Below are 24,210 nucleotides of genomic sequence, written 5' to 3' on the forward strand. Positions count from 1 at the left end.
CTCTTGGAAAGTACCCACTTTGAAGTAAGGTACTGGCATGGCAGTAAGTGATGGTGAGGCCCTGTGCCCGTACCGGCTGGTGCTGGAGCACGTCACCAGCCGCTGGGGCGTGCTCGTGCTGATCGAGCTTCTGGACCGGCCGTACCGGTTCAGCGAGCTGCGCCGGGCGATCAGCGACTACGGGGGCCGGGGCGTCAGCGAGAAGATGCTCACGCAGACGCTCCAGACCCTGGAGCGCGACGGCCTCGTCCACCGCGACGCCAAGCCGGTGATCCCGCCCCGCGTCGACTACTCCCTCACCGACCTGGGCCGCGAGGCCGCCGAGCAGGTGCGGGCCCTCTCGCAGTGGACGCACCGGCGCATGGACGACGTGGAGAAGGCCCGCCGGGCATACGACGAGACCCGGGCCGCCTCCTAGCAGTCCCGGGCCTCGATGCCGTACGGCGTGGTCGTGCTCAGCCGACGACCGTCCAGGTGTCGCCGCCCGCCAGCAGCGCGGCCAGGTCGCCCTTGCCGTGCTGCTCGATCGCGTTGTCCAGCTGGTCGGCCATCTGCGTGTCGTAGACGGGCCGGTCGACGGAGCGCAGCACACCGATCGGCGTGTGGTGCAGGGTGTCCGGGTCGGCGAGGCGGGACAGTGCGAACGCCGTGGTCGGGGACTCGGCGTGCGCGTCGTGGACGAGCACCTGGTCCTCGTTGTCCGGCGTCACCGCGACCACCTTCAGATCACCGGTCACCGGGTCCCGTACGACACCCTTGGCCAGGTCGCTGCCGAAACGGATCGGCTTGCCGTGCTCCAGCCGGATCACGGCGTCCTCGGCCTGCTGCTTGTCCTTGAGGGCGTCGAAGGCGCCGTCGTTGAAGATGTTGCAGTTCTGGTAGATCTCGATCAGGGCTGTGCCCTGGTGGGCGGAGGCCTGCCGCAGCACCTCCGTCAGGTGCTTGCGGTCGGAGTCGACCGTCCGCGCCACGAACGACGCCTCCGCGCCGATCGCCAGCGACACCGGGTTGAAGGGCGCGTCCAGCGAGCCCATCGGCGTCGACTTGGTGATCTTTCCGACCTCGGAGGTCGGCGAGTACTGGCCCTTGGTCAGACCGTAGATCCGGTTGTTGAACAGCAGGATCTTGAGGTTGACGTTGCGCCGCAGCGCGTGGATCAGGTGGTTGCCGCCGATGGACAGCGCGTCGCCGTCACCCGTGACGACCCACACCGACAGATCGCGGCGGGAGCTGGCCAGACCGGTGGCGATGGCCGGGGCGCGGCCGTGGATGGAGTGCATCCCGTACGTGTTCATGTAGTACGGGAAGCGGGAGGAGCAGCCGATGCCCGAGACGAAGACGATGTTCTCCTTCGCCAGCCCCAGCTCGGGCATGAAGCCCTGCACCGCGGCGAGGATGGCGTAGTCGCCGCAGCCGGGGCACCAGCGCACTTCCTGATCGGACTTGAAGTCCTTCATCGACTGCCTGCCCTCGGCCTTGGGGACGAGGGAAAGCGCCTCGATGGTGCCCGTGCCTTGTGTGGACGTCTCAGCCATCGATGGCCTCCTTCAGCGCCGCGGCGAGCTGCTCCGCCTTGAACGGCATGCCGTTGACCTGGTTGTACGAGTGTGCGTCCACCAGGTACTTCGCCCGGATGAGCGTGGCGAGCTGACCGAGGTTCATCTCGGGGATCACCACCTTGTCGTAACGCTCCAGCACGGAGCCCAGATTCCGCGGGAAGGGGTTGAGGTGGCGCAGATGCGCCTGCGCGATCGACTCCCCGGCCCGGCGCAGCCGCCGCACCGCGGCCGTGATCGGCCCGTACGTCGAGCCCCACCCGAGGACGAGGGTCCCGGCTCCGTGCGGATCGTCCACGTCGAGGTCCGGGACCTCGATGCCGTCCACCTTCGCCTGCCGGGTGCGCACCATGAAGTCGTGGTTGGCCGGGGCGTAGGAGATGTTGCCCGTGCCGTCCTCCTTCTCGATGCCGCCGATCCGGTGCTCCAGACCCGGCGTGCCCGGGATCGCCCAGGGGCGGGCCAGGGTCTGCGGGTCGCGCTTGTACGGCCAGAACACCTCGGTGCCGTCGTCGAGCGTGTGGTTCGGGCCCTGCGCGAACTGCACCCGCAGGTCCGGCAGCTCCTCCAGGTCCGGGATGCGCCACGGCTCGGAGCCGTTGGCCAGGTAACCGTCGGAGAGCAGGAACACCGGCGTGCGGTACGTCAGCGCGATCCGGGCGGCCTCCAGCGCGGCGTCGAAGCAGTCCGCCGGCGTACGCGGCGCGACCACCGGGACCGGAGCCTCGCCGTTGCGCCCGTACATCGCCTGCAGCAGGTCCGCCTGCTCGGTCTTGGTGGGCAGACCGGTCGACGGGCCACCGCGCTGGATGTCCACGATCAGCAGCGGCAGCTCCAGCGAGACGGCGAGACCGATCGTCTCCGACTTCAGCGCCACACCCGGGCCGCTCGTCGTGGTCACGGCCAGCGAACCGCCGAAGGCCGCGCCCAGCGCCGCCCCGATACCGGCGATCTCGTCCTCGGCCTGGAAGGTCCGCACCCCGAAGTTCTTGTGCTTGCTCAGCTCGTGCAGGATGTCCGACGCCGGAGTGATCGGGTACGACCCCAGGTACAGCGGCAGATCCGCCTGCCGGCTCGCGGCGACCAGCCCGTACGACAGGGCGAGGTTGCCGGAGATGTTGCGGTAGACACCCGGCGGGAACGCCGTGGCCGCCGGGGCGACCTCGTAGGAGACGGCGAAGTCCTCGGTGGTCTCGCCGAAGTTCCAGCCCGCCCGGAAGGCGGCGATGTTGGCCGCCGCGATGTCGGGCTTCTTCGCGAACTTCGATTTGAGGAATCTCTCCGTGCCCTCGGTGGGCCGGTGGTACATCCAGCTCAGCAGGCCCAGCGCGAACATGTTCTTGCTGCGCTCGGCCTCCTTGCGAGTGAGGTCGAACTCCTTCAGCGCCTCCACGGTGAGCGTGGTCAGCGGCACGGGGTGGACCTGGTAGCCGTCCAGCGACCCGTCCTCCAGCGGACTGGTCTCGTAGCCGACCTTCTGCATCGCCCGCTTGGTGAACTCGTCCGTGTTGACGATCACCTCGGCGCCGCGCGGCAGGTCGCCGATGTTCGCCTTCAGCGCGGCCGGGTTCATCGCCACCAGCACGTTCGGCGCGTCGCCGGGCGTGAGGATGTCGTGATCGGCGAAGTGCAGCTGGAAGGACGACACGCCCGGCAGGGTCCCGGCGGGCGCCCTGATCTCGGCCGGGAAGTTGGGCAGCGTCGACAGGTCGTTGCCGAACGACGCGGTCTCCGAGGTGAAACGGTCACCGGTGAGCTGCATACCGTCACCCGAGTCCCCCGCGAACCTGATGATCACCCGGTCGAGGCGACGAACGTCCTTCGCGCCCGCCGCTTTGCGCTGCTCTCCTAGGACTGCTTCGTCGGCCTGCTCCGCTGGGCTACTGACCTGGCTGGTCACTGAACTGGACCTCCCTCGAGGCGGCTGTCCGGGAGGGCCTTCCCGCAGGCCTTCCCAGGATCAACACTACGACCGCAAGGGTCGCCTTCTGCGGGTCATTCGCATGTTGGACACGACTTTGAGACGATCGGGCACCCTGACGGGCATGTCAGGAGTTTCATGAATTGAGGTACGTCAGCACGGCCAGGACCCGGCGGTGGTCCCCCTCGCTCTGGGAGAGCCCCAGCTTCAGGAAGATGTTGCTGACGTGCTTCTCGACCGCCCCGTCGCTGACCACGAGCTGCCGGGCGATCGCCGAGTTCGTCCGCCCCTCGGCCATCAGCCCCAGCACCTCCCGCTCCCGCGGGGTCAGCCCCGCGAGCACGTCCTGCTTACGGCTGCGGCCCAGCAACTGCGCGACGACCTCCGGGTCGAGCGCCGTACCGCCCTCGGCCACCCGCACCACCGCGTCCACGAACTCCCGCACCTCGGCCACCCGGTCCTTCAGCAGATAGCCGACACCCCGGCTGGACCCCGCGAGCAGCTCCGTGGCGTAGCGCTCCTCCACGTACTGCGACAGCACCAGCACGCCGAGCCCCGGGTGCGCCTTGCGCAACTGCACCGCCGCCCGTACCCCCTCGTCGGTGTGCGTCGGCGGCATCCGTACGTCGGCGACCACGACGTCCGGCAGCTCGCCCTGCGCGTCCAGCTCCGTGATGGTCTTGATCAGCGCCTCGCCGTCACCGACCCCGACGACGACCTCGTGCCCCCGGTCGGTCAGCAGCCGGGTCAGGCCCTCCCTCAGCAGCACTGAATCCTCGGCGATGACCACCCGCACCCTGTCCTCCACGATGTTCGGCCCCCCACAGCCCGACGCCGCCCGTCCGCAGCCCACAACGGCTCCGCGCCCACCCGTGCGACGGGTCCAGCATTTCAGGATCGGGCACTGGATGGGGGTTGGACCGGCTTGTTGTCCGATCGTTCCGGCCGATCCGGCCGATTCGGGTGGTGGGGGAGGCTGGTGGATGATCGGGAAGGCTTGCGGGTGGTGGGGGGCGAAGGCCGGGGTCCAGGGGGCGGAGACCCAGGCCGGGCACAGCCCTCGGGGGAGGGGCTTCGCCCCCGCCCTCTCGACCGAAGGTCACCTCACGTGAGCGCCCCGCCACGGCAGCTCCGCGGTCACCCGGGTCGGCCCGCCCGCCGGCGAGTCCACCACCAGGATCCCGTCCACCGCGTCCAGTCGCTCCGCCAGCCCCGCCAGACCGGATCCCCGGGACGTGTCGGCCCCGCCCACGCCGTTGTCCACGACCTGGAGCATCAGCCGGTTCTCCGTCCGCCACACCTCCACGCCGGCCCAGGTCGCCCGCGCGTGCTTGCTGACGTTCTGGAGCAGCTCCGACACCGTGAAGTAGGCGATCCCCTCGATCGCCGGCGCCGGCCGCTCCGCCAGGTCGACCTCGACCTGCACCGGCACCGTGCACCGCGACGCCACCGCCGACAGCGCCGCGTCCAGCCCGCGGTCCGTCAGCACCGCCGGGTGGATCCCCCGGGCCAGGTCCCGCAGCTCCTGGAGCGCCGTCTTCACCTCACCGTGCGCCTCGTCCACCATCCGCGCGGCTGTCTCCGGATCCTCCTGGAGCTTCTCCTTCGCCAGCCCCAGATCCATGGCCAGTGCCACCAGCCGGGCCTGCGCCCCGTCGTGCAGATCCCGCTCGATGCGCCGCAGGTCGGCCGCCGCCGTGTCGACCACGACGCCCCGGTCCGACTCCAGCTCCACCACCCGCGAGGCCAGCCGCGACGGCCCGAGCAGTCCGTGCACCAGCAGCCGGTCCACCATCGTCAGCGCCCGCACGATCCACGGCGTGGCGATCGTCAGCAGCAGACCCACCAGCGCGGTCACCGTGATCTCGAAGGGGTTGTCGAGGTAGACCCGGTGCGTCTCGTCGCCGTACAGCTGGATCCCGTCCTGGCCGGCGTACATCGGGAACACCCAGAACCACAGCGGGTACGTCAGCAGCGCCCAGCCCAGCACCCAGACGTTCACGGCGACGACGAACGAGAACACCGCCCACGGCAGATGCAGCACCGCGTACAGCAGCGCCCGCCACGAGGCGCCGCTCTTGAGGACGGCCCCCATCCACGCCATGGCGCCCGGCCTCTTCATCCGCAGCGGCTCCGGGTCGGCCACCTCCATGCCCAGCAGCGCCCGCGCCCGCAGCCGCTCCAGCGCCCCGAAGCCACGGCACCCGGCGAGCGCCGCCGCCAGCACCGGTATGCCGAGGAACGTCACCAGCAGTCCCGCCCCCAGCGACACCATCGTGACCGCGTAGGTGAACAGCAGGATGCTGATCGGCAGGCTGAGCAGCACATATCCGAGCTCGCGCCAGGTGCGGCCCTCGACCGGCGCCCGCAGCGCGGCGGGCAGCCGGTGCCGCCGCTCGGTGCTCCCGGGGAACCCGGGCCCGCCGTCGAGCCCGTACCCCTGTCCGTACTCCGTGGCCATCGGCGTCGTCCTTCTCCTCGTCCTGCGGCTGTGTTCCCGTACCTCCACCCTGCTCCGCCGCAGGTCGGCGGACCATGGAGTCCGTCGGCGTCTTGGACGGGGGGTTTTCCCTACCTCGCGTGTGTGGGCTTGGCTTCGCGCGTGTGGGCTTGGCTTCGCGCCTGCGGTCTTCGCCTGGCGCTCCGGCCTTGGGCTGGTGTTCGCGGCCTTGGTCCGGCGTGTGCGGGCACGGTCCTGTGCTGTTGCCAGGGGTCCTGCGTCTGCGGCCTTGGCTTCGCGCCCTGGCCTTGGCCCGGCGTGTGTGGGCACGGTTCCGTGCTGTTGCCAGGGGTCCCGCGCCTCGGGCTTCGCCCCCGCCTCGGGCTCCCCCTCTACGCCTCGGCATTCGCCCCCGACTCGGCGTTTGCCCAACGCCCCGGCGTTCGCCCTGCGCCCCGGCATTCGCCCCACGCCTCGTGCTTCGCCCCGCACCCCGGCCTTCGCCTCGCGCTCGCGGCCGCGGTCCGGCCTCCTCCGGCCACTGGCCTCCTCCGGCCTTCGGCCCCGCCCGCCTGGGGGCGACAGGACCTGGTCGGTGGCGGGACCTAGCGGTTGTTCGCGTCGGAGGCGTCCGTGCGGTCGCGCCAGGGGAGTTCCGCCGTGATCGTCGTCGGGCCGCCCTCGGGGGACTCCAGGACGAACAGCCCGTCGACGGCGTCCAGGCGCTCGGCCAGGCCCTTCATCCCCGTACCGCCGTCGAGACTCGCGCCCCCGCGGCCGTCGTCCCACACCTGGATGAGCAGCCGGTCGTTCGTCCGCCACACATCAACCGACGCCGACTTCGCCGCGCTGTGCTTGCTGACGTTCTGGAGCAGCTCCGAGACGGTGAAGTAGGCGATACCCTCGATGGCCGCGGCCGGCCGGGCCGGCAGGTCGACCGTCACCTTGACCGGGACCGTGCAGCGCGAGGAGACCGCGGACAGGGCCGCGTCCAGACCACGGTCGGTCAGGACCGCCGGGTGGATGCCGCGGGCCAGGTCGCGCAGCTCCTGGAGCGCCAGCTTCACCTCGCCGTGCGCCTCCTCGACCATCGCCGCCGCCGCGTCCGGGTCCTCCAGGACCTTCTCCTTCGCCAGGCCCAGCCCCATGGCCAGTGCCACCAGCCGGGCCTGCGCCCCGTCGTGCAGGTCCCGCTCGATGCGCCGCAGGTCGGCGGCGGCCGTGTCGACCACGACCCCCCGGTCCGACTCCAGCTCGGCGATGCGCCGCTCCAGCTCGTCGGAGGGCGACAGCAGCGCGCGCACCATGGCCCGGTCGGCGTTGGCCAGGCCCCGCGCGATGAACGGCAGCACCGGCCACAGCACGAACAACGAGGTCAGTGTGATGGCGAAGGTGAGGACGCCCCACGGCAGCCGTATGAACTCGTACAGCACCGTGCGCCAGCCCACCGGGTCCTTCAGCGACATCCACAGCCGCGGGAGCAAGCCGCCCGCGCCGCGCAGCGGCAGCCGGCTCGGTTCGTCCACCCGCACCCCGAGCAGCGCCCTCGCCCTCGCCCGCTCCATCCGGCCCAGCAACCGCGCGCCCATGAGCGCGGCCGCGAGCAGCGGGAACCCGATCACCGTGATCGTCAGCCCCAAGCTCGTGAACAGCGCCGTCACGACGTAGGTGAATCCGAACAGCGCGACCGGAAGGTTCGCCAGGAGGTGCGCGATCTCCTTCCAGGTGTGCCAGTCGTAGGCGAGACGGGGCGGCGGCGGACGGTCGTCCTGCCCGGCCGCCGCGGTGGCCGTGCTCGTGCCGGAGGACGGAATGCGTTCGGTCATATGCGTCAGCGTGCCCGGCGGCGGGCACCCGCGCCATGAGGCAGACCGCCAGGATCAACTGAGGTAAACCCCACCCCCGCATGCCAGGGCGTGACGGGCTGCTTACCCTGCCTTTATCAGGGCCTAGACTCCCGTGCGTACAGATCGTCGAACGGCGACGTCCGTTGTTCGTCGAACGGCGGCGTCCGTTGTTCCCGGCCGTGCCCCGGAGCCGCGGAACCGTCGCAGGATCCAGTCCGAGTTTCAGGGAGCGAGGGACGGACGTGCCGGAACCGACCGTCGTCACCACGACCGTCGTCGCGGCGGACTACTTCCAGTCCTATTCGGTCGTCGGGCTGCTCGCCGTCGTCGGCGTGCTGTTCGTCGCCGTCGCCTTCGGTGCCGGCCGCCTGCTGCGGCCCGTGGTCCCCACACCCGAGAAGCTCCTGACGTACGAGTGCGGCGTCGACCCCGTCGGCGAGGGCTGGGCCCACACCCAGGTCCGCTACTACGTCTACGCCTTCCTCTACGTGATCTTCGCCGTCGACTCGATCTTCCTGTTCCCCTGGGCGACCGTCTTCGCAGCCCCCGGCTACGGCGCGACCACCCTGGTGGAGATGTTCATCTTCCTCGGCTTCCTGGCCGTGGGCCTGCTCTACGCATACAAGAAGGGCGTGCTGGCATGGACGTGACCCCCTCCAGCCCCGAGCCCGTGCTGCTTCCGGAGCCGAAGCGGCTCGGCGCCCTCGCGCGACTCGCGCCCGAGCCGATGAAGGTGATCCTGAACTGGGGCCGCCGCTACTCGCTCTGGGTCTTCAACTTCGGTCTCGCCTGCTGCGCGATCGAGTTCATCGCGGCGTCGATGGCCCGCCACGACTTCATCCGGCTCGGCGTCATCCCCTTCGCGCCGGGCCCGCGCCAGGCCGACCTGATGGTGGTGTCCGGCACGGTCACGGACAAGATGGCGCCGGCGGTGAAGCGCCTCTACGAGCAGATGCCGGAACCCAAGTACGTCATCTCCTTCGGCGCGTGCAGCAACTGCGGCGGCCCCTACTGGGACTCGTACTCCGTCACCAAGGGCGTCGACCAGATCATCCCCGTCGACGTCTACGTCCCCGGCTGCCCGCCCCGGCCCGAGGCGCTGCTCCAGGGCATCCTCAAGCTCCAGGAGAAGATCGCCCGCGAGTCGCTGGGGGAGCGGTACGGCAGCGGCGCCGCCCGTCCTTCGGCAGCGGCGCTGCAGAGCGGTCTGGTGCAGCCGCCGGCCCCCGCCCCGGGCACCGACTCGACGCCGGGGGAGGGACGATGACCGCGGCCGGCTGGCTCCCCGCCGACGTCGAGGAACTCTTCGGCACGGACGCCACGGCCGAGGAGTCGTACGAGGTCCTGACCGTCGACGTACCTCCGACGACCTGGATCTCCGCCCTGGAGACCGCACGCGACCGCCTGGGCTGCACGTACTTCGACTGGCTGAGCGCGGTCGACGAACCGGGCACGGGCTTTCGCGTCACGGCCCACGTCGCGGCACTGTCCCCGCTCCGACGTCTCCTCCTGCGTACGACCGTCCCGCACGAGGCCCCCGCCCTGCCGTCGGCGGTCGGCGTCTACGCGGGCGCCGCCTGGCACGAACGCGAGACGCACGAGATGTTCGGCATCGCCTTCGAAGGCCACCCGGCACTGGACCACCTGCTCCTCCCCGAGAACTTCGAAGGCCACCCCCTGCGCAAGGACTTCGTCCTGGCCGCACGCGTCGCGAAGGCCTGGCCCGGCGCGAAGGAACCCGGCGAGTCGGAACACGGCGGCCCCAAGCGCCGCCAGATGCTTCCCCCCGGCGTCCCCGACCCGAACGAATGGGGCCCCCTGAAGGGCCAACTCCCCCCGGCCCCGGCCCGCGGCCCCGGCCGCACGCCAGCCGACCGCCCTCCCCGAGGCACAGCCCGCCCCGCGGGCGAACGCCCGGTCCGGCGAACCCGCTCGGTGGCGGAGGGCTCGGCGAGCCAGGCCGCTGCCGGTGACGCGGGTGCGCCGTCTCCGACGACCCCGCGCCGCAGCCGCTCGGCGGCGGAGGGTTCGGCCAGTCAGGCCGCTGCCGGTGATGCGGGTGCGCCGTCTCCGACGACCCCGCGCCGTGCGCGAACGGCCGTGGAGGACTCCGGGAGCCAGACCGTGCCCGGCGAGTCGGCTGCTCCGGCTTCGACGGGGCCACGCCGTGACCGCTCGGCGGCGGAGGGCTCGGCGAGTCAGGGGACGACGGGCGATACGCCTCCCTCGTCCCCGGCCGCCCCGCGGCGGACCCGTACGGCGGCGGAGGGCTCGACAAGCCAGACGTCCACCGGTCCTGAATCCACCACCTCCGGTCCCGAATCCCAGGCCACCGAAGCCGAACCAGCGGCGGCCGCGACCGGCTCCCAGCCACCGGACACCGAGCCGGAGTCGCCGGACGCCGAGCCCGGAACCCCGGCCACCTCGACGGCGCCGCGTCGGGCGCGAAGCGCGAGTGACGGCTCGGCGTCGCAGCGGACACAGCCAGGTGCCTCTGCCGGCCCGCGCCGTGCGCGCACCGCATCGGAGGGCTCCGCCGGCCAGCGGGCCGCGTCCGAATCCGGAGACAGCCGGCCGGGCAGGGCATCGCGCCCCCCGCGCAGCACGGACGCTCCCTGGCACCATGCCCGCCCGGCCTTCGAAGAACCGGCTCCCGAACCGTCGCCCGAAGCCGGACCGTTGCCGACTCCCGAGCCGTCGGGTGACCCGAAGACCCCGAACAGCACCTCGGAGTCACCGGGCACCCTGAAATCGACGGACGGTGCGAAGTCGCCCGACAGCACGGAGACATCGCGCAGTCCGGAGTCTCCCGAGCCTGCGGAGTCTCCCGAGCCCTCGGACACCCCCGACACCCCCGACACCCCCGACACCCCGAAACCGGCGAACAACCGGCAGCCCACCGACAACCCCGAAGACCCCACAGGAGGCCCGCGGTGAACGACGTGCTCGACGTCATCCTGCGACTCCTGATCGTGTTCGTCGTCTTCCTCACCTTCCCCCTGATCATCGGTCAGACCGAACACAAGGTGATGGCCCACATGCAGGGCCGCCTCGGCCCCATGTACGCCGGCGGCTTCCACGGCTGGGCCCAGCTGATCGCCGACGGCGTGAAGTTCGCGCAGAAGGAGGACGTCGTCCCCGCGGGCGCGGACCGCCGTATCTTCCAACTGGCCCCCGCCGTCGCCCTCCTGCCCTACCTCCTCGTCCTGCTCGCCATCCCCATCGGCCCGGACGAGGGAGCCGTCGGCCAGGTCATCGACGCCGGCGTCTTCTTCGTCCTGGCCGTCATGGGCGTCGGCGTCCTCGGCTCGCTGATGGCCGGCTGGGCGTCCGCGAACAAGTTCTCCCTCCTCGGCGGCCTGCGCACCGCCGCCCAGCTCCTCGCCTACGAACTGCCGATGCTCCTGACCGCCGCCTCGGTGGCGATGGCGGCCGGCACCGTCTCGATCCCCGGCATCCTCGACGCCTTCGAGTGGTGGTGGCTGCCCTGGCAGATCGTCGGCGCGATCGTCTTCTTCGTGGCCGGCCTCGCCGAGCTCCAGCGCCCGCCCTTCGACATGCCCGTCGCCGACTCGGAGATCATCTTCGGCGCGTACACCGAGTACACCGGCCTCCGCTTCGCCCTGTTCCTCCTCGCCGAGTACGCCGGAATCGTCGTCCTGTGCGGCCTGACCACCGTCCTCTTCCTGGGCGGCTGGCACGGCCCCTGGGGCGCCGACGGCCTCGGCTGGGTCTGGACCCTGCTGAAGACCGCCGTCCTCGCCTTCATCGTGATCTGGCTCCGCGTCACCTACCCCCGCCTGCGCGAGGACCAGCTCCAGAAACTGTCCTGGACCCTCCTCGTCCCCCTTTCCCTCGCCCAGATCGCCCTCACCGGCATCGTCAAGGTGGTGATCCAGTAACCATGGCCCCCATCCCTGGCAGTGGCCTGGCCAAGGGCCTGGCCGTCACCCTCCGCACGATGACGAAGAAGTCCGTCACCGCGCAGTACCCGGACGCCCAGCCCGACCTCCCGCCCCGCACCCGCGGTGTGATCGGGCTGTTCGAGGAGAACTGCACGGTCTGCATGCTGTGCGCCCGCGAGTGCCCGGACTGGTGCATCTACATCGACTCCCACAAGGAGACGGTCCCGGCGGCGACCCCCGGCGGCCGCGAACGCAGCCGCAACGTCCTCGACCGCTTCGCCATCGACTTCTCCCTGTGCATGTACTGCGGTATCTGCATCGAGGTCTGTCCTTTCGACGCCCTGTTCTGGTCCCCGGAGTTCGAGTACGCCGAGACCGACATCCGCGACCTCACCCACGAGCGCGACAAGCTCCGCGAGTGGATGTGGACCGTCCCGGCCCCGCCGGCCCTCGACCCCGGCGCGGAGGAACCGAAGGAACTCGCCACCGCCCGCAAGACCGCCGACAAGCTGGCCGCCCAGCAGGCCCCGCCCGCCACCGAACCGCACGCCGACGAGCAGGCCCGGGCAGCCGAGCGACCGACCCGCCCGCAGGGCGACTCCAAGCAGCAGACCGACCAGCCGAAGCCAGATCAGCCGGCGCCGGGGCAGGAGGGCCGGGAATGACCCTCGCCACAACCACTGGCCTCCTCATGGCCGGCCCGGCCACCGACGCCGCGGCCGAAACCCACGGCTTCCTCTCCCCGACCGGCGTCGAGATCGCCTTCCTCCTCGTCGGCCTGGTCACCTTCGGCGCCGCGCTCGTCACCGTCACCACCCGGCAGCTGGTGCACGCCGCCCTGTGGCTGGTGGTGACCCTCGGCGGCCTGGCCGTCGAGTACCTCCTGCTCACCGCCGAGTTCATCGCCTGGGTGCAGGTCCTCATCTACGTCGGTTCCGTCGTCGTCCTCCTCCTGTTCGGTCTGATGCTCACCAGGGCCCCCATCGGCCGCTCCCCGGACGCCGACTCCGGCAACCGCTGGGCCGCCCTCACCGTGGCCGTCGCCGCCGCTGCCGCCCTGGTCTGGGTCGTCGTCGACGCGTTCCGCACCACCTGGATCGACCTGGACGGCCCCGCCGCCGGCTCCACCGAGGCCACCGGCGCGAGCCTCTTCCAGAACTGGGTCCTCCCCTTCGAAGCCCTCTCCGTCCTCCTTCTCGCCGCCCTGGTCGGCGCGATCGTCCTGTCCCGCAAGGCGAAGGCCGCCGCGGCGACCGCGGCTGGGAGCACCCCGGCCACCGGGAACGAGAAGGAAGGGGCCCGCTGATGCACCTCGCCTATCCCGCCGTCCTCTCCGCCCTCCTGTTCTGCACGGGCCTGTACGGCGTCCTCGCCCGCCGCAACGCGATCCTGGTCCTGATGTCGGTCGAGCTGATGCTCAACGCCGTCAACCTCAACCTGGTCGCCTTCGACGTCTGGCTCAGCAAGACCGCCGAGGAGACCCTGCACTCCGGGCAGGCCCTCACCCTGTTCACCATCGCCATCGCCGCAGCCGAGATCGGCATCGGCCTGGCCATCGTCCTCGCCGTCCACCGCAACCGCGGCACCGCGGACATCGACAAGCTCCGCGACACCGCCGAACGGCACGACCCCGACGGCACCGACCACGACGCCCTCACGGCCGAGCAGCCCGGCGAGGCCCAGAAGGCTGAGGCCACCGCGTGACCACGACCACCCTCGCCGTCCTCGTCCCCCTCCTTCCGTTCCTCGGCGCCGTCGCCGGCCTGCTCCTGGGCCGCACGGCACCCGGCTTCGTCCGCCCGCTCGCCGTCCTGCCGACGCTCACCTCCCTGGTGCTCGCCGCGCTGGTCGCCGTGCGGCAGGGCGGTGACGCGGCCGTCAACGCGGCCACGGAACTCACCCCCACCGGCTCGGTCCCGGTCGAACTCGCCCTGCACATCGACGGCTTCGCCGCCCTCGTCGCCGTCCTCGTCGGCCTCGTCGCCTCCTGCGTGCAGATCTACTCGACGGGCTACCTGCGCGACGACCCGCGCTACCCCTCGTACGCCGCTCTCGTCTCCCTGTTCACCTCCGCGATGCTCCTGGTCGTCTACTCCGGCGACCTGATCGTGCTGCTGGTCGGCTGGGAAGTCATGGGCATCTGCTCCTACTTCCTGGTCGGCCACTACTGGGAGACTCCGGAGGCCCGCGCCGCCTCCCTCAAGGCCTTCCTGGTCACCAAGCTCGGCGACGTTCCCTTCCTCATCGGCCTGTTCGCCCTGGCCACCGACGCCGGTTCGTTCCGCATCACCCGGGTCCTGGGTGCCGTGGCGAGCGGCTCGCTCGACCACCCGACGCTGATCGCCCTGCTCCTCCTGGCGGGCGTGGCGGGCAAGTCGGCGCAGTTCCCGCTGCACACCTGGCTCCCCGACGCGATGGCGGGCCCGACCCCCGTCTCCGCGCTGATCCACGCCGCGACGATGGTCGCCGCCGGTGTCTACTTCATCGCCCGTCTCCTGCCGCTGTTCGAGGCCTCCCAGGCCGCGATGGTCGTCCTCGCCGTCATGGCCGCCGTCACCATGGCCGGCTCGGCCCTCGCCGCGCTCGCCCAGGACGACATCAAGCGCGTCCTCGCGTACTCGACGATCGGCCAGCTCGGCTACATGTCCGGCGCCCTCGCCGTCGGCGACCGCGGAGCCGCCGTCTTCCACCTCCTGTCCCACGGCGCCTTCAAGGCGCTGCTGTTCCTCGCGGCCGGCGTGATCATCCACGCCGCCGGCACCAACTCGCTGGCCGCCATGTCCCGCATGCGGAACCTGCGCGACCGCGTCCCCGACGCCTACTGGACGATGACCGTGGCGCTCCTCGCGCTCGCCGCGATCCCGCCGTTCAGCGGCTTCTTCTCCAAGGAGGCCGTCCTCGGCGTCGCCGAACACGTCGTCACCGGTCACACCGAGCACGCCCCCGCCGCCGCGGGCTGGATCGTCCTCGTCGCCGGCCTGCTCACGGCCGTGCTCACCGCCGCCTACGCGATGCGCCTGTGGCTGCTGGCCTTCCGAGGCCGGGGCGCCGAAGCCCCCGACCACGGCAGGCAGCCACTGACGATGACCGTCGTGCTGTGGGTGCTCGCCGCCCCATCCCTCGCCCTCGGCGGATTCGCGTTCCGCCTGCTGCCCGACTGGTTCGACGGCCGCGACCTCAGCCCGACCCTCACCACCTCCGTCCTCGGCACGGGCGTGGCCCTGGTCGGCGGCATCGTCACCTACGGCGCCTGGCGGCACACCACCGCTCTCACCGCACGCGTCCCGCTGGGCGCGGTCGCGGCCCACCCCGAGGGCGACGCCGCCCAGGTCGAGGCGGAAGCCATCGCCACCCACAAGCCGGCCTACGGAGACATCGCCTACGCGCCCGACCCCGCCGACCCCGGACGGCTCCTGCTCGGCCCGCTGCACCGCCACGCGGCCGCCGGCTTCCACATGGACGCCGTGTACAGGGCCCTCTTCGTCCGACCGGTCCAGGCCGGGGCGAGCCTCGTCCGGTTCCTGGACCGGGAGGTCGTCGAGACCTACGTACGCGGCGCGGGTGCGCTGCCCCGCTGGCTCGGCGCCGCCGTACGGCGCGCCCAGACCGGCAACGTCCAGACCTATGTGAGCGCGCTGCTCGCCGGCACCGTCGTCCTCGCGGTCGCCGTCGTCCTCGTCGCCACGGGAGCGTGAGCAGGCGTGATCGATATCAACGAGTCCGTGATGCAGTTCCTTCTGGCGTTCGTCGTCGTCGGGCCGCTCCTCGGCGCGGCCGCGGCTCTCCTGCCGGCCCCGCCCGGGCTGAAGGGGAAGTCACCCGAGCAGGCCGTGCTCCGGCACGGCGTCACCGTCACCGGCGCGGTCCTCATCGCGGCGATCGTCCTCGCGCTCGGCTTCGACCACGACCAGCCGTCGAAGATGCAGGCCAGCACGGACATCAGCTGGATCCCCGCACTCGACGTACGCATCCACCTCGGCATCGACGGCATCTCCCTCCCCCTTCTGGTCCTGACCGCGCTGCTGACCTTCCTCTGCGCGCTCTACTCGTACTTCAAGATGCCCGCGGGTCCGACCCCGAAGGCCTTCGTCGCGCTGCTGCTCGTCCTCGAGTCCGGCACGCTCGCGACCTTCGCCGTCCTCGACCTGCTGCTGTTCTTCCTGGCCTTCGAGATGGTCCTCATCCCGATGTACTTCCTCATCGCCCGCTGGGGCGGCGAGGGCCGGAGCCAGGCCGCGTGGCGGTTCATCCTCTACACGCTGCTCGGCTCCGTGGTCATGCTGCTCGGCCTGCTCCTGATCGGGATCAAGGCGGGCACGTTCGACATGATGGCACTCGCCACTGACAACGGCCGGTCGCTGACCACATCCGTGCAGGTCATCGCCGTTCTGGCGATCGGGATCGGCCTCGCGGTCAAGACGCCGATGTGGCCGCTGCACAGCTGGCTGCCCGACGCCCACACCGCCGCGCCGACCGTCGGCTCGGTCCTGCTGGCCGGTGTCCTGTTGAAGATGGGTACGTACGGGTTCGTCCGGATCCTCCTCCCCATCACGCCGGACGGCTTCCGCACCTTCGCGCCCTACCTCGCAGCGCTCGCCGTCGTCGGCATCATCTACGGATCCCTGGCCTGTCTGGCCCTCGCCAAGCAGGGCGCGAAGGGCGACCTCAAGCGCCTCATCGCCTACTCCTCCGTCGGCCACATGGGCTTCGTCCTGCTCGGCATCGCCACGATGACCCCGACCGGCGTGAACGGCGCCCTGTTCGCCAACATCGCCCACGGCCTCATCACCGGCCTGCTCTTCTTCCTGGTCGGCGCGCTGAAGGACCGCACCGGCACCACCGACCTCGACACCCTCGCCGAGGAGACCGGAGCCGCGCTCTACGGCAAGGCCCCGCGCCTCGGCGGCCTGCTCGCCTTCGGCGCGGTCGCCTCGCTCGGCCTGCCGGGCCTGGCCGGGTTCTGGGGCGAGATGCTGGCGCTGTTCGGCGCCTTCCAGCCCGCAGCCGGCCTCAGCCGTCCCGCGTTCCTCACCTTCATGGCGATCGGCGCGTTCGGCACACTGCTGACGGCCGCGTACCTGCTGATCGTGGTCCGCCGCGTCTGCATGGGCGCCCTGCCCCAGGGCGCGCCGAAGCTCACCGACGTCCGCTCGTACGAGTTCGCGGCCTGGGCCCCGCTCGTCGTCCTCACCGTCGTCGCGGGCCTGTGGCCCAAGGCCCTCCTCGGCCTGAGCGACCCGGCCGTCCAGCAGCTCCTCGCAGGAGGCACCCGATGAGCTCCCCGGCCCAGCCCCTGGCCGCGTCGCTGGTCCAGTCCGTCGACTGGCTCGCGATCGCACCGCCCACCATCGCGGCGGTCGTCGGACTCGTCGTCCTGGTCGCCGACCTGTTCGTCGCCGAGAACCGCAAGACGCTGCTCGGCTGGACGTCCGTGGCCGGCCTGGCCGCCGCCACGCTGATGCTGCTGCCCCTCCTGGACGGCGACCGCAGCACCTTCTGCCTGACCGGCGACGCCACCGTGTGCAGCTACACGGCCGACCGCTTCACCCTGGTCATCCAGTTCCTGGTCCTCGGCGGCGCCCTCCTCGCCGCCCTCCTGTCGGTCACCGCCCTGAAGGACGCCCGCAAGGAGCTTCCCGAGGGGGAGTACTGGTTCCTGCTGCTGTCCTCCGCGGCCGGCGCCGCCCTCCTGCCCGCCTCCCGCGACCTGGCGACCCTGATCGTCGCTCTGGAGGTCGCCTCCCTGCCCGCCTTCGCGCTGGTCGGCCTCAGGTACGGCGACCGGAAGTCCTCCGAAGCGGCCCTGAAGTTCTTCCTGTCCTCGGTCACCGCGACCGCGGTCAGCCTGATGGGCATCAGCTTCGTGTACGCCTCCACGGGCACCCTCTACCTCACCCAGGTCGCCGACCGCATCCAGAACGTCGACGGGCAGCTCCACACGCTCGCCCAGACCGGCGTCGTCCTCACCCTCATCGGCTTCGCCTTCAAGACGGCCGCCGTGCCCTTCCACTTCTGGGTGCCGGACACCTACGTAGGGGCGCCCTTGCCCATCGCCGCCTACCTGTCGGTCATCGGCAAGGCGGTCGGTTTCAGCGGCCTGATCCTCGTCACGGTCGTGGCCCTCCCGTCGTACGCCGACGTCTGGGGCCCGGCCCTGGCGGCCCTGGCCGCGCTCACCATGACCGTGGGCAACGTCGGAGCCCTCCGTCAGCAGGCCACGCGCGCGTACAGCGCGGTACGCCTGCTCGCCTGGTCGTCCGTCGGCCAGGCCGGTTACCTCCTGGTGCCGATCGCGGCCGCCGCGTACTCCGGCGACGCCGAGAAGTCGGTCGGCTCCACGGTCGCCTACGCCCTGATGTACGGCGCCGTGAACCTCGGCGCCTTCGCCGTGGCCGCCCTCGTCGGCCGGTCGAAGTCCCTCAACCGCGTCTCCGACTACCGCGGCCTGTACGCGTCGAGCCCGCTGTCCGCGCTGCTCCTGGCGTTTTTCCTGCTCTGCCTCGCCGGGCTGCCGCCGGGCATCATCGGCCTCTTCGCCAAGGTCACCGTCTTCTCGGCGGCCGTCGACGCCGGCCTCGGCTGGCTGGCCGTGATCATGGCCGTCAACGTCGTCATCGCGCTGTTCTACTACCTCCAGTGGACGGCCCTGCTCTTCCGCGCCCCCGAGGGCGAACCCGAGAAGCACCGCGTCCCGGCCCCGCTCACCGCCGCGATCGCCCTGACCGGAGTCCTCGGCATCGTGTTGTCCGGCGCACCCCAGCTGGTCCTGCGCTTCACCGACACCTCACTGTTCTGAACAACAGGCGCATTCGCCACGCGCGCGTGGGGCACCCGGCCCTCCACGCGCGCGTGCCGCTTTCCCGGCGCCGTTCACCCGGACGGTCCACAGCCCCCGCCGCGCGCACAAGGGAACTAGTGCTTCCCGCCTGGCGTTGACCAGTACGGGAAGGTCCACTGGACGTGAACATCACGGCACCAGTGGCACCGCAGAAACAAGCAAGGGTCCCCTGCCGCACCACTTGGAGGGCGTACCGTGCACCGCCGGCACAACGGGCTCAGGACAGCAGTCCTCCTCGGGGGACTGTCCGCACTCATCATCGTCATCGGCAGCTTCTTCGGCCGCATGGGGCTCGTCATCGCCGTCCTGGTAGCGCTGGCCACCAACGCTTACGCGTACTGGAACAGCGACAAGCTGGCCCTCCGCGCGATGCGCGCCCGCCCGGTGAGCGAGTTCGAGGCCCCCGGGCTCTACCGCATGGTCCGCGAGATCTCGACACAGGCGCGCCAGCCCATGCCGCGCCTGTACATCTCCCCGACGGAGGCGCCCAACGCCTTCGCCACGGGCCGCAATCCACGCAACGCCGCCGTGTGCTGCACCGAAGGCATCCTGCGCCTCCTGGACGAGCGCGAGCTGCGCGGCGTCATCGGCCACGAGCTCAGCCATGTCTACAACCGCGACATCCTCATCTCGTCGGTCGCCGGCGCCCTCGCCTCCGTGATCATGTTCCTGGTCAACTTCGCCTGGCTGATCCCGATCGGGCGCTCGGACGACGACGACGGCCCCGGCCTGCTCGGCATGCTGCTGATCATGATCCTGGGCCCGCTGGCCGCCTCCGTCATCCAACTGGCCATCAGCCGCTCCCGGGAATACCAGGCGGACGCCTCCGGCGCCCAGCTCACCGGCGACCCGCTCGCCCTGGCCAGCGCTCTGCGCAAGCTCGAACTGGGCACCAAGCAGCTCCCGCTGCCGCCCGAGCCGCGCCTCGAGACCGCCAGCCACATGATGATCGCGAACCCGTTCCGGCCCGGCCAGGGGCTCTCGAAGATGTTCTCCACACATCCGCCGATGGCGGACCGCATCGCCCGGCTCGAGAAGATGGCAGGTGGGAACCAGTGAAGACCGTCCTGAACGTCATATGGCTCGTCCTGAGCGGCTTCTGGCTCTTCCTCGCCTACATGGCCGCGGGCCTGCTCCTCTGTATCACCATCATCGGCATCCCGTTCGGCATCGCGGCCTTCCGCATAGGCGTCTACGCCCTGTGGCCCTTCGGGTACGCGACGGTCGAGCGCCGCGACGCGGGCGCGCCGTCCTGCGTCGGCAACGTGCTGTGGCTGGTACTCGCGGGCTGGTGGCTGGCCCTCGGCCACATCGTCACCGGCATCGCGCTGTGCGTCACGATCATCGGCATCCCGCTCGGCGTCGCCAACTTCAAGCTCATCCCCGTTTCGCTGCTCCCGCTGGGCCGCGACATCGTCCGGACGAACGAGCCGTTCGCGGTGCGCTGACGGCGGGGCCACACCGCCTGGTTTCCACAGGTCACGGGTTATCCACAGCCCCGCCCGGCTGTCGGTGGCGGCCTGCATCATGAACCCATGACCGCGATCGAGCAGTTGCCGACCCGAGCGACGGCCAAGTCTCACAACGCACGCCGCCGCAGTTGGACTTCACATCCCGAGCGGGCCGACCCGATGAAGGCCCTTGACCGACAGCAACCGAGCGGGCTCTGGCAGCAGCCAATAACCGGGACCGCAGCAAAAGGCCCCCGACCACGGCAAAGAGGGCAGCTCTACGCCCTCCCCGCCCCCGCCCGCACCACCCGCCGCACGCCGTACGCAACCGCCCCCACCACCAGCACACCCGCGCCCACGACCACCGAAACACCCGGCAGCGCGAACGCCAGTACCGCACACCCGACCAACCCGACCACCGGCACCACCCGTGCCGCCGGCGCCGAATCCAGCGTCCAGGCCGACGCGTTGGCCACGGCGTAGTACGCCAGCACCCCGAAGGAGGAGAACCCGATCGCGCCCCGGACATCCACCGTGGCGGCCAGGACCGCGACCACCGCGCCCACGGCCAGCTCCGCCCGGTGCGGCACCTGGAAGCGCGGATGCACGGCCGCCAGCGCGCCCGGCAGATGCCGGTCCCGGGCCATGGCCAGCGTCGTCCGCGAGACGCCCAGGATCAGGGCGAGGAGCGACCCCAGCGCGGCCACGGCCGCACCGATCCGCACCACCGGCACGAGCCAGGGCATCCCGGCCGCCCGCGCCGCGTCGGCCAGCGGCGCCGCCGCGTCCCCGAGACCATCCGACCCCAGCACCGAAAGGACAGCCACCGCCACACCCGCGTACACCACCAGCGCGATGCCCAGCGCCAGCGGGATCGCGCGCGGAATGGTGCGCGCCGGGTCCCGTACCTCCTCACCGAGGGTCGCGATCCGGGCGTACCCGGCGAACGCGAAGAACAGCAGACCAGCCGCCTGAAGCACACCGCCCGCACCGTCCGAGGCCCCGATGTCCAGCCGCCCGGCATCGGCCTCGCCCGACACCAGACACCCGACCACCACGGCGGCGAGGACAGCCAGGACCACCGCCACGATCACCCGCGTCAGCCACGCGGACTTCTGCACACCGCCGTAGTTCACCGCGGTCAGCGCCACCACGGCCGCGACCGCCACCGCGTGCGCCTGCCCCGGCCAGACGTACGTGCCCACGGTGAGCGCCATCGCCGCACAGGAGGCCGTCTTCCCGACCACGAACGACCAGCCCGCGAGATACCCCCAGAACTCCCCGAGCCGCTCACGCCCGTACACGTACGTACCGCCCGAGGCCGGATACAGGGCGGCGAGGCGCGCGGACGACATGGCGTTGCAGTACGCGACCACGGCGGCGACGGCGAGCCCCAGGAGCAGCCCGGAGCCGGCCGCGTGCGCCGCGGGCGCGAGCGCGGCGAAGATCCCGGCTCCCACCATCGAGCCGAGTCCGACGACGACGGCGTCCCCGACGCCGAGGGTGCGGCGGAGTTCGGAAGCGGAGGCTGACATGCGTCGCACCTTACTGATCAGCGCAACCGGCAGGCACCGCCAGGGCGTCCTCCCGACCAAGACGGCGTGAACGCGCGCGGCAAGGACGATGCACGCGGTACGCCCGGCGTACGACGCATAACGCACAACGCACAACGCACGAGCAACGGCCTGCCGGGAGCAAGATCACATGGCCGGAACAGTGCGGGCACAGCGTGAAAGGGCAGGTTCACGGCATGACCATCATCAGCTGGATCATCCTGGGACTGTTGGCCGGAGCCATCGCGAAGTTCCTGCTGCCGGGGCGCGACCCGGGCGGCCTCATCGGTACGACCCTGATCGGCATCGCGGGCGCGTTCATCGGCGGCTGGATATCGGCCCGCTGGATGGACCACCCGATCACCAAGGACTTCTACGACGGCACGACCTGGGCCGCGGCGATCGGCGGATCGCTCGTCCTCCTGATCGCCTACCGCCTCCTGTTCGGCAACTCACGCAACTGACCGCACCCACGGCCCACGGCCGGTATGCGCCCACGGCCACGACCGGTATGCACCCACCGCCCGCGGTCGGCAGGCGCCACCCACCGCCCGCGGCCGGCACGCGCCACCACACGGCCCGTGCCCGGCACGCCCCATGGACCGCAGCCAGCAGGCGAGAAGGGTGGGCACCCGGCAGGGGCCCACCCTTCTCGTAACCATGCAGACCGGGAGCCCGCCCGTGCAGACCGGAAGCCCGAGGACCCGACCGGACCTACCGGTAGTTCACGAACTGCACGGCGAAGTCGAAGTCCTTGCCCTTCAGCAGGGCGATGACGGCCTGAAGATCGTCACGGCTCTTGGAGCTCACCCGCAGCTCCTCGCCCTGCACCTGCGCCTTCACGCCCTTCGGGCCTTCGTCGCGGATGATCTTCGCCACCTTCTTCGCGTTCTCCTGGGAGATGCCCTCCTTGATCGACGCGAAGATCTTGTATTCCTTGCCCGAGAGCTGGGGCTCGCCCGCGTCCAGAGCCTTCAGCGAGATGCCACGCTTGATCAGCTTGGACTGGAAGACGTCGAGGACAGCCTTCACCCGGTCCTCGGAGTTCGCCTCCATGAGGATGTTCTCGCCGGACCACGAGATCGAGGCACCCACGCCCTTGAAGTCGTAGCGCTGCGAGATCTCCTTGGCGGCCTGGTTGAGTGCGTTGTCGACCTCCTGCCGCTCGACCTTCGAGACGATGTCGAAACTGGAGTCGGCCATGTCCTGTGGCTCCTTGTATCGGGGTGCGTATCGTGCGTACCGGCGTACGTGGGCGGCCGCCGGGTCTGTTCAGATCCCGGGCCGCATCCGGACAAGCCTAGCCACCCCCCGCCCTCCGGGCGCCGATCAATCGGGTGGCGAAGCACCCCTCCACATCAGGTATTGTTTACGTCGTTGCCACGGAGCACCGCCGAAGAAGGCGGTTCGACGGGCAGTAACCCCGGCGGTGTGCCCGAGCGGCCAAAGGGAGCAGACTGTAAATCTGCCGGCTCAGCCTTCCCAGGTTCGAATCCTGGCGCCGCCACACTGGGGAAGACCCCCTCTCAACTGCGGAGACGCAGTTGAGAGGGGGTCTTTCGTATGTGGTGGCTCGTATGTGATGCCAGTCCGGGAGCCGCCCCGGGCAGGGTGACGTGTCTCACGGACCAGGACGACGCGTGCCGGTGCCGGGGCACCAGCCGGGACTCAGGTGAGACACCGGCCGGACACCCTGGCTACGGCGCCGGTGTGTAGGTGACGACCGCGTCCGGGCAAGCCTCGGCGAGACGGGCCAGGAACTCGCGTTCCTCGGTGTCCGCGGTGAGGCTCCAGCGGAGTTTCACGGCCGTCCATTCGATGACGTAGCGGCACGTGGCCTTGGTGTTGGTCGGCAGCCACTGGTCGGGATCCTGGTCGGCCTTGCTCCGGTGCGCCGCGGCGGACACGGACACCAGGGTGCGTGGGTCGGCGAGGTCGTTGGCGTAGGCCTCGCGGCGGCCGTCCACTGGGAGGCGCCGGAGTCCCAGGCCTCGGGCAGCGGCACCATGTGGTCGACGTCCATGGCCGCGGCGGAGGTGATCTGGAGGCCGTCGTCTTAGGACGACCAGGTGCCGCCCTTCAGCTTCCAGTCCGGGCCGGTGGCCGGTGCCTCGATCGCCTCGGCGATCAGCACCTCGTCGCGGGTGTCGCACCTGTCGTCGGGATGGGCGTCGGCGTTCCAGTACGTGAAGCTGGTGCGCTCGTAGCCGTCCCGGGACTCGGCGGCCCGGGGCAGGGCGGCGACGGCTTGGTCCAGCGGCAGCGATTTCGCGGCGTGGGCCGGGCTCGCGGCGTGGGCCGGGCAGGACAGGGCGAAGGTTCAGGCGGTGCCCAGCAGGGCGGCAGCACAGGCGCGTGCCAGGGAAACGATCAGGCCCAGCAGCATTGAGTGAACGGCTGCCGACCGGGCCGGTGGGACGCGAGGGACGGTGCGGGGATCACCCGGCGGCCGTATGCAGAAACGATGCCGCTGGTGCCGAGCGTCAGCCTGAGGTTGACGGCGGCGGCAGTAGCGGCCGGTCCCGGCACGCGCGTACAGCGGTTTGACCACGGCTGTCGCCCCCCCCAACCCGTCGGTGGCATGGCCCGATTGTCGGCTAGGTGCACCGTAGTAGGGCTGGTCCGGCCAAGTGATCTTTCCGCGGGCGGTGCGCTGCTGCTTCGCCAGGGTGTGGGGCCACCGCTTGACTGAGGCGGGT

At 71.0% G+C, this 24,210-nt stretch carries 21 protein-coding genes, 1 tRNA gene and 1 pseudogene; 15 read left to right on the top strand and 8 right to left on the bottom strand.

All coding sequences use genetic code 11. The features are described 5' to 3' along the window. The first annotated feature begins 37 nt into the window (after positions 1-37). Positions 38-418: a winged helix-turn-helix transcriptional regulator gene (locus PV963_RS27220; RefSeq protein ID WP_274818358.1), complete on the top strand. Its 381-nt coding sequence runs from the start codon at positions 38-40 to the stop codon at positions 416-418. Between the two features lie 37 nt (positions 419-455). On the opposite strand, the gene PV963_RS27225 is transcribed toward PV963_RS27220, so the two are convergent. The 5 genes from PV963_RS27225 to PV963_RS27245 form a co-directional block, all read right to left on the bottom strand. Then, positions 456-1,535, bottom strand: a complete 1,080-nt coding sequence (locus PV963_RS27225; protein ID WP_274818360.1) for a 2-oxoacid:ferredoxin oxidoreductase subunit beta — start codon at positions 1,533-1,535, stop codon at positions 456-458. Further along, on the bottom strand, positions 1,528-3,456 hold the full coding sequence (locus tag PV963_RS27230) for a 2-oxoacid:acceptor oxidoreductase subunit alpha (RefSeq protein ID WP_274818362.1): 1,929 nt from the start codon (positions 3,454-3,456) through the stop codon (positions 1,528-1,530). Before PV963_RS27230 ends, PV963_RS27225 begins: the two co-directional genes overlap by 8 nt. A 157-nt stretch (positions 3,457-3,613) precedes the next feature. Then, the gene (locus PV963_RS27235) at positions 3,614-4,285 is read right to left on the bottom strand and encodes a response regulator transcription factor (RefSeq protein WP_274818363.1); all 672 of its coding nucleotides are present in this window, start codon (positions 4,283-4,285) and stop codon (positions 3,614-3,616) included. Between the two features lie 291 nt (positions 4,286-4,576). Then, positions 4,577-5,938 (bottom strand): sensor histidine kinase, encoded by a 1,362-nt coding sequence (locus tag PV963_RS27240; protein WP_274818365.1) that lies wholly within the window; start codon positions 5,936-5,938, stop codon positions 4,577-4,579. A 584-nt stretch (positions 5,939-6,522) separates the two neighbouring features. After that, positions 6,523-7,743 (bottom strand): sensor histidine kinase, encoded by a 1,221-nt coding sequence (locus PV963_RS27245; protein WP_274818366.1) that lies wholly within the window; start codon positions 7,741-7,743, stop codon positions 6,523-6,525. Between the two features lie 263 nt (positions 7,744-8,006). Between PV963_RS27245 and PV963_RS27250 the strand changes: the two genes are divergently transcribed. From PV963_RS27250 to PV963_RS27305, 12 genes are all read left to right on the top strand, one after another. Beyond that, a complete protein-coding gene (locus tag PV963_RS27250) occupies positions 8,007-8,414 on the top strand; it encodes an NADH-quinone oxidoreductase subunit A (protein ID WP_010041427.1) in 408 nt (135 codons plus the stop codon). Next, positions 8,405-9,031, top strand: coding sequence for an NADH-quinone oxidoreductase subunit B (locus tag PV963_RS27255; RefSeq protein WP_274818369.1), 627 nt, complete (start codon positions 8,405-8,407; stop codon positions 9,029-9,031). The genes PV963_RS27250 and PV963_RS27255 overlap by 10 nt, the downstream gene beginning before the upstream one ends. Then, positions 9,028-10,701 carry an NADH-quinone oxidoreductase subunit C gene (locus tag PV963_RS27260; RefSeq protein WP_274818370.1) on the top strand — a complete coding sequence of 558 codons (1,674 nt, stop codon included), beginning with the start codon at positions 9,028-9,030 and terminating at the stop codon, positions 10,699-10,701. The genes PV963_RS27255 and PV963_RS27260 overlap by 4 nt, the downstream gene beginning before the upstream one ends. Further along, positions 10,698-11,666: a complex I subunit 1/NuoH family protein gene (locus PV963_RS27265; RefSeq protein WP_086602965.1), complete on the top strand. Its 969-nt coding sequence runs from the start codon at positions 10,698-10,700 to the stop codon at positions 11,664-11,666. Before PV963_RS27260 ends, PV963_RS27265 begins: the two co-directional genes overlap by 4 nt. A gap of 2 nt (positions 11,667-11,668) precedes the next feature. Continuing rightward, complete coding sequence (locus tag PV963_RS27270; RefSeq protein WP_274818372.1) at positions 11,669-12,334, top strand: 4Fe-4S binding protein; 666 nt, start codon at positions 11,669-11,671, stop codon at positions 12,332-12,334. Then, positions 12,331-12,975, top strand: a complete 645-nt coding sequence (locus tag PV963_RS27275) for an NADH-quinone oxidoreductase subunit J family protein (protein WP_274818374.1) — start codon at positions 12,331-12,333, stop codon at positions 12,973-12,975. Before PV963_RS27270 ends, PV963_RS27275 begins: the two co-directional genes overlap by 4 nt. Beyond that, entirely contained in the window at positions 12,975-13,373 is a 399-nt protein-coding gene (gene nuoK / locus PV963_RS27280) for an NADH-quinone oxidoreductase subunit NuoK (RefSeq protein ID WP_274818375.1), read from the top strand. The genes PV963_RS27275 and nuoK overlap by 1 nt, the downstream gene beginning before the upstream one ends. After that, positions 13,370-15,364 (top strand): NADH-quinone oxidoreductase subunit L, encoded by a 1,995-nt coding sequence (locus PV963_RS27285; RefSeq protein WP_274818377.1) that lies wholly within the window; start codon positions 13,370-13,372, stop codon positions 15,362-15,364. The genes nuoK and PV963_RS27285 overlap by 4 nt, the downstream gene beginning before the upstream one ends. Positions 15,365-15,370: 6 nt before the next feature. Next, positions 15,371-16,945 (top strand): complex I subunit 4 family protein, encoded by a 1,575-nt coding sequence (locus PV963_RS27290; protein ID WP_274818378.1) that lies wholly within the window; start codon positions 15,371-15,373, stop codon positions 16,943-16,945. Beyond that, on the top strand, positions 16,942-18,465 hold the full coding sequence (locus tag PV963_RS27295) for an NADH-quinone oxidoreductase subunit N (protein ID WP_274818380.1): 1,524 nt from the start codon (positions 16,942-16,944) through the stop codon (positions 18,463-18,465). Before PV963_RS27290 ends, PV963_RS27295 begins: the two co-directional genes overlap by 4 nt. Positions 18,466-18,702: 237 nt before the next feature. Next, entirely contained in the window at positions 18,703-19,566 is an 864-nt protein-coding gene (gene htpX / locus PV963_RS27300; protein ID WP_274818381.1) for a zinc metalloprotease HtpX, read from the top strand. Further along, on the top strand, positions 19,563-19,955 hold the full coding sequence (locus PV963_RS27305; protein ID WP_274818383.1) for a YccF domain-containing protein: 393 nt from the start codon (positions 19,563-19,565) through the stop codon (positions 19,953-19,955). The genes htpX and PV963_RS27305 overlap by 4 nt, the downstream gene beginning before the upstream one ends. Before the next feature lie 281 nt (positions 19,956-20,236). Here PV963_RS27305 and PV963_RS27310 read toward each other — a convergent pair whose 3' ends face one another. Further along, positions 20,237-21,493 (bottom strand): APC family permease, encoded by a 1,257-nt coding sequence (locus tag PV963_RS27310; protein WP_274818385.1) that lies wholly within the window; start codon positions 21,491-21,493, stop codon positions 20,237-20,239. A 215-nt stretch (positions 21,494-21,708) separates the two neighbouring features. Between PV963_RS27310 and PV963_RS27315 the strand changes: the two genes are divergently transcribed. After that, the gene (locus PV963_RS27315) at positions 21,709-21,975 is read left to right on the top strand and encodes a GlsB/YeaQ/YmgE family stress response membrane protein (protein ID WP_274818387.1); all 267 of its coding nucleotides are present in this window, start codon (positions 21,709-21,711) and stop codon (positions 21,973-21,975) included. Between the two features lie 250 nt (positions 21,976-22,225). On the opposite strand, the gene PV963_RS27320 is transcribed toward PV963_RS27315, so the two are convergent. Further along, positions 22,226-22,714: a YajQ family cyclic di-GMP-binding protein gene (locus PV963_RS27320; RefSeq protein WP_274818388.1), complete on the bottom strand. Its 489-nt coding sequence runs from the start codon at positions 22,712-22,714 to the stop codon at positions 22,226-22,228. A 222-nt stretch (positions 22,715-22,936) separates the two neighbouring features. Here PV963_RS27320 and PV963_RS27325 point away from each other — a divergent pair. Further along, positions 22,937-23,018, top strand: a tRNA-Tyr gene (locus tag PV963_RS27325). Positions 23,019-23,208: 190 nt separating this feature from the next. On the opposite strand, the pseudogene PV963_RS44050 reads toward PV963_RS27325, so the two are convergent. Then, a pseudogene (locus PV963_RS44050) lies at positions 23,209-23,822 on the bottom strand (HNH endonuclease). Positions 23,823-24,210: the final 388 nt, after the last annotated feature.

The sequence above is a fragment of the Streptomyces coeruleorubidus genome (assembly GCF_028885415.1).
GTDB classification, from domain to species: domain Bacteria; phylum Actinomycetota; class Actinomycetes; order Streptomycetales; family Streptomycetaceae; genus Streptomyces; species Streptomyces coeruleorubidus_A.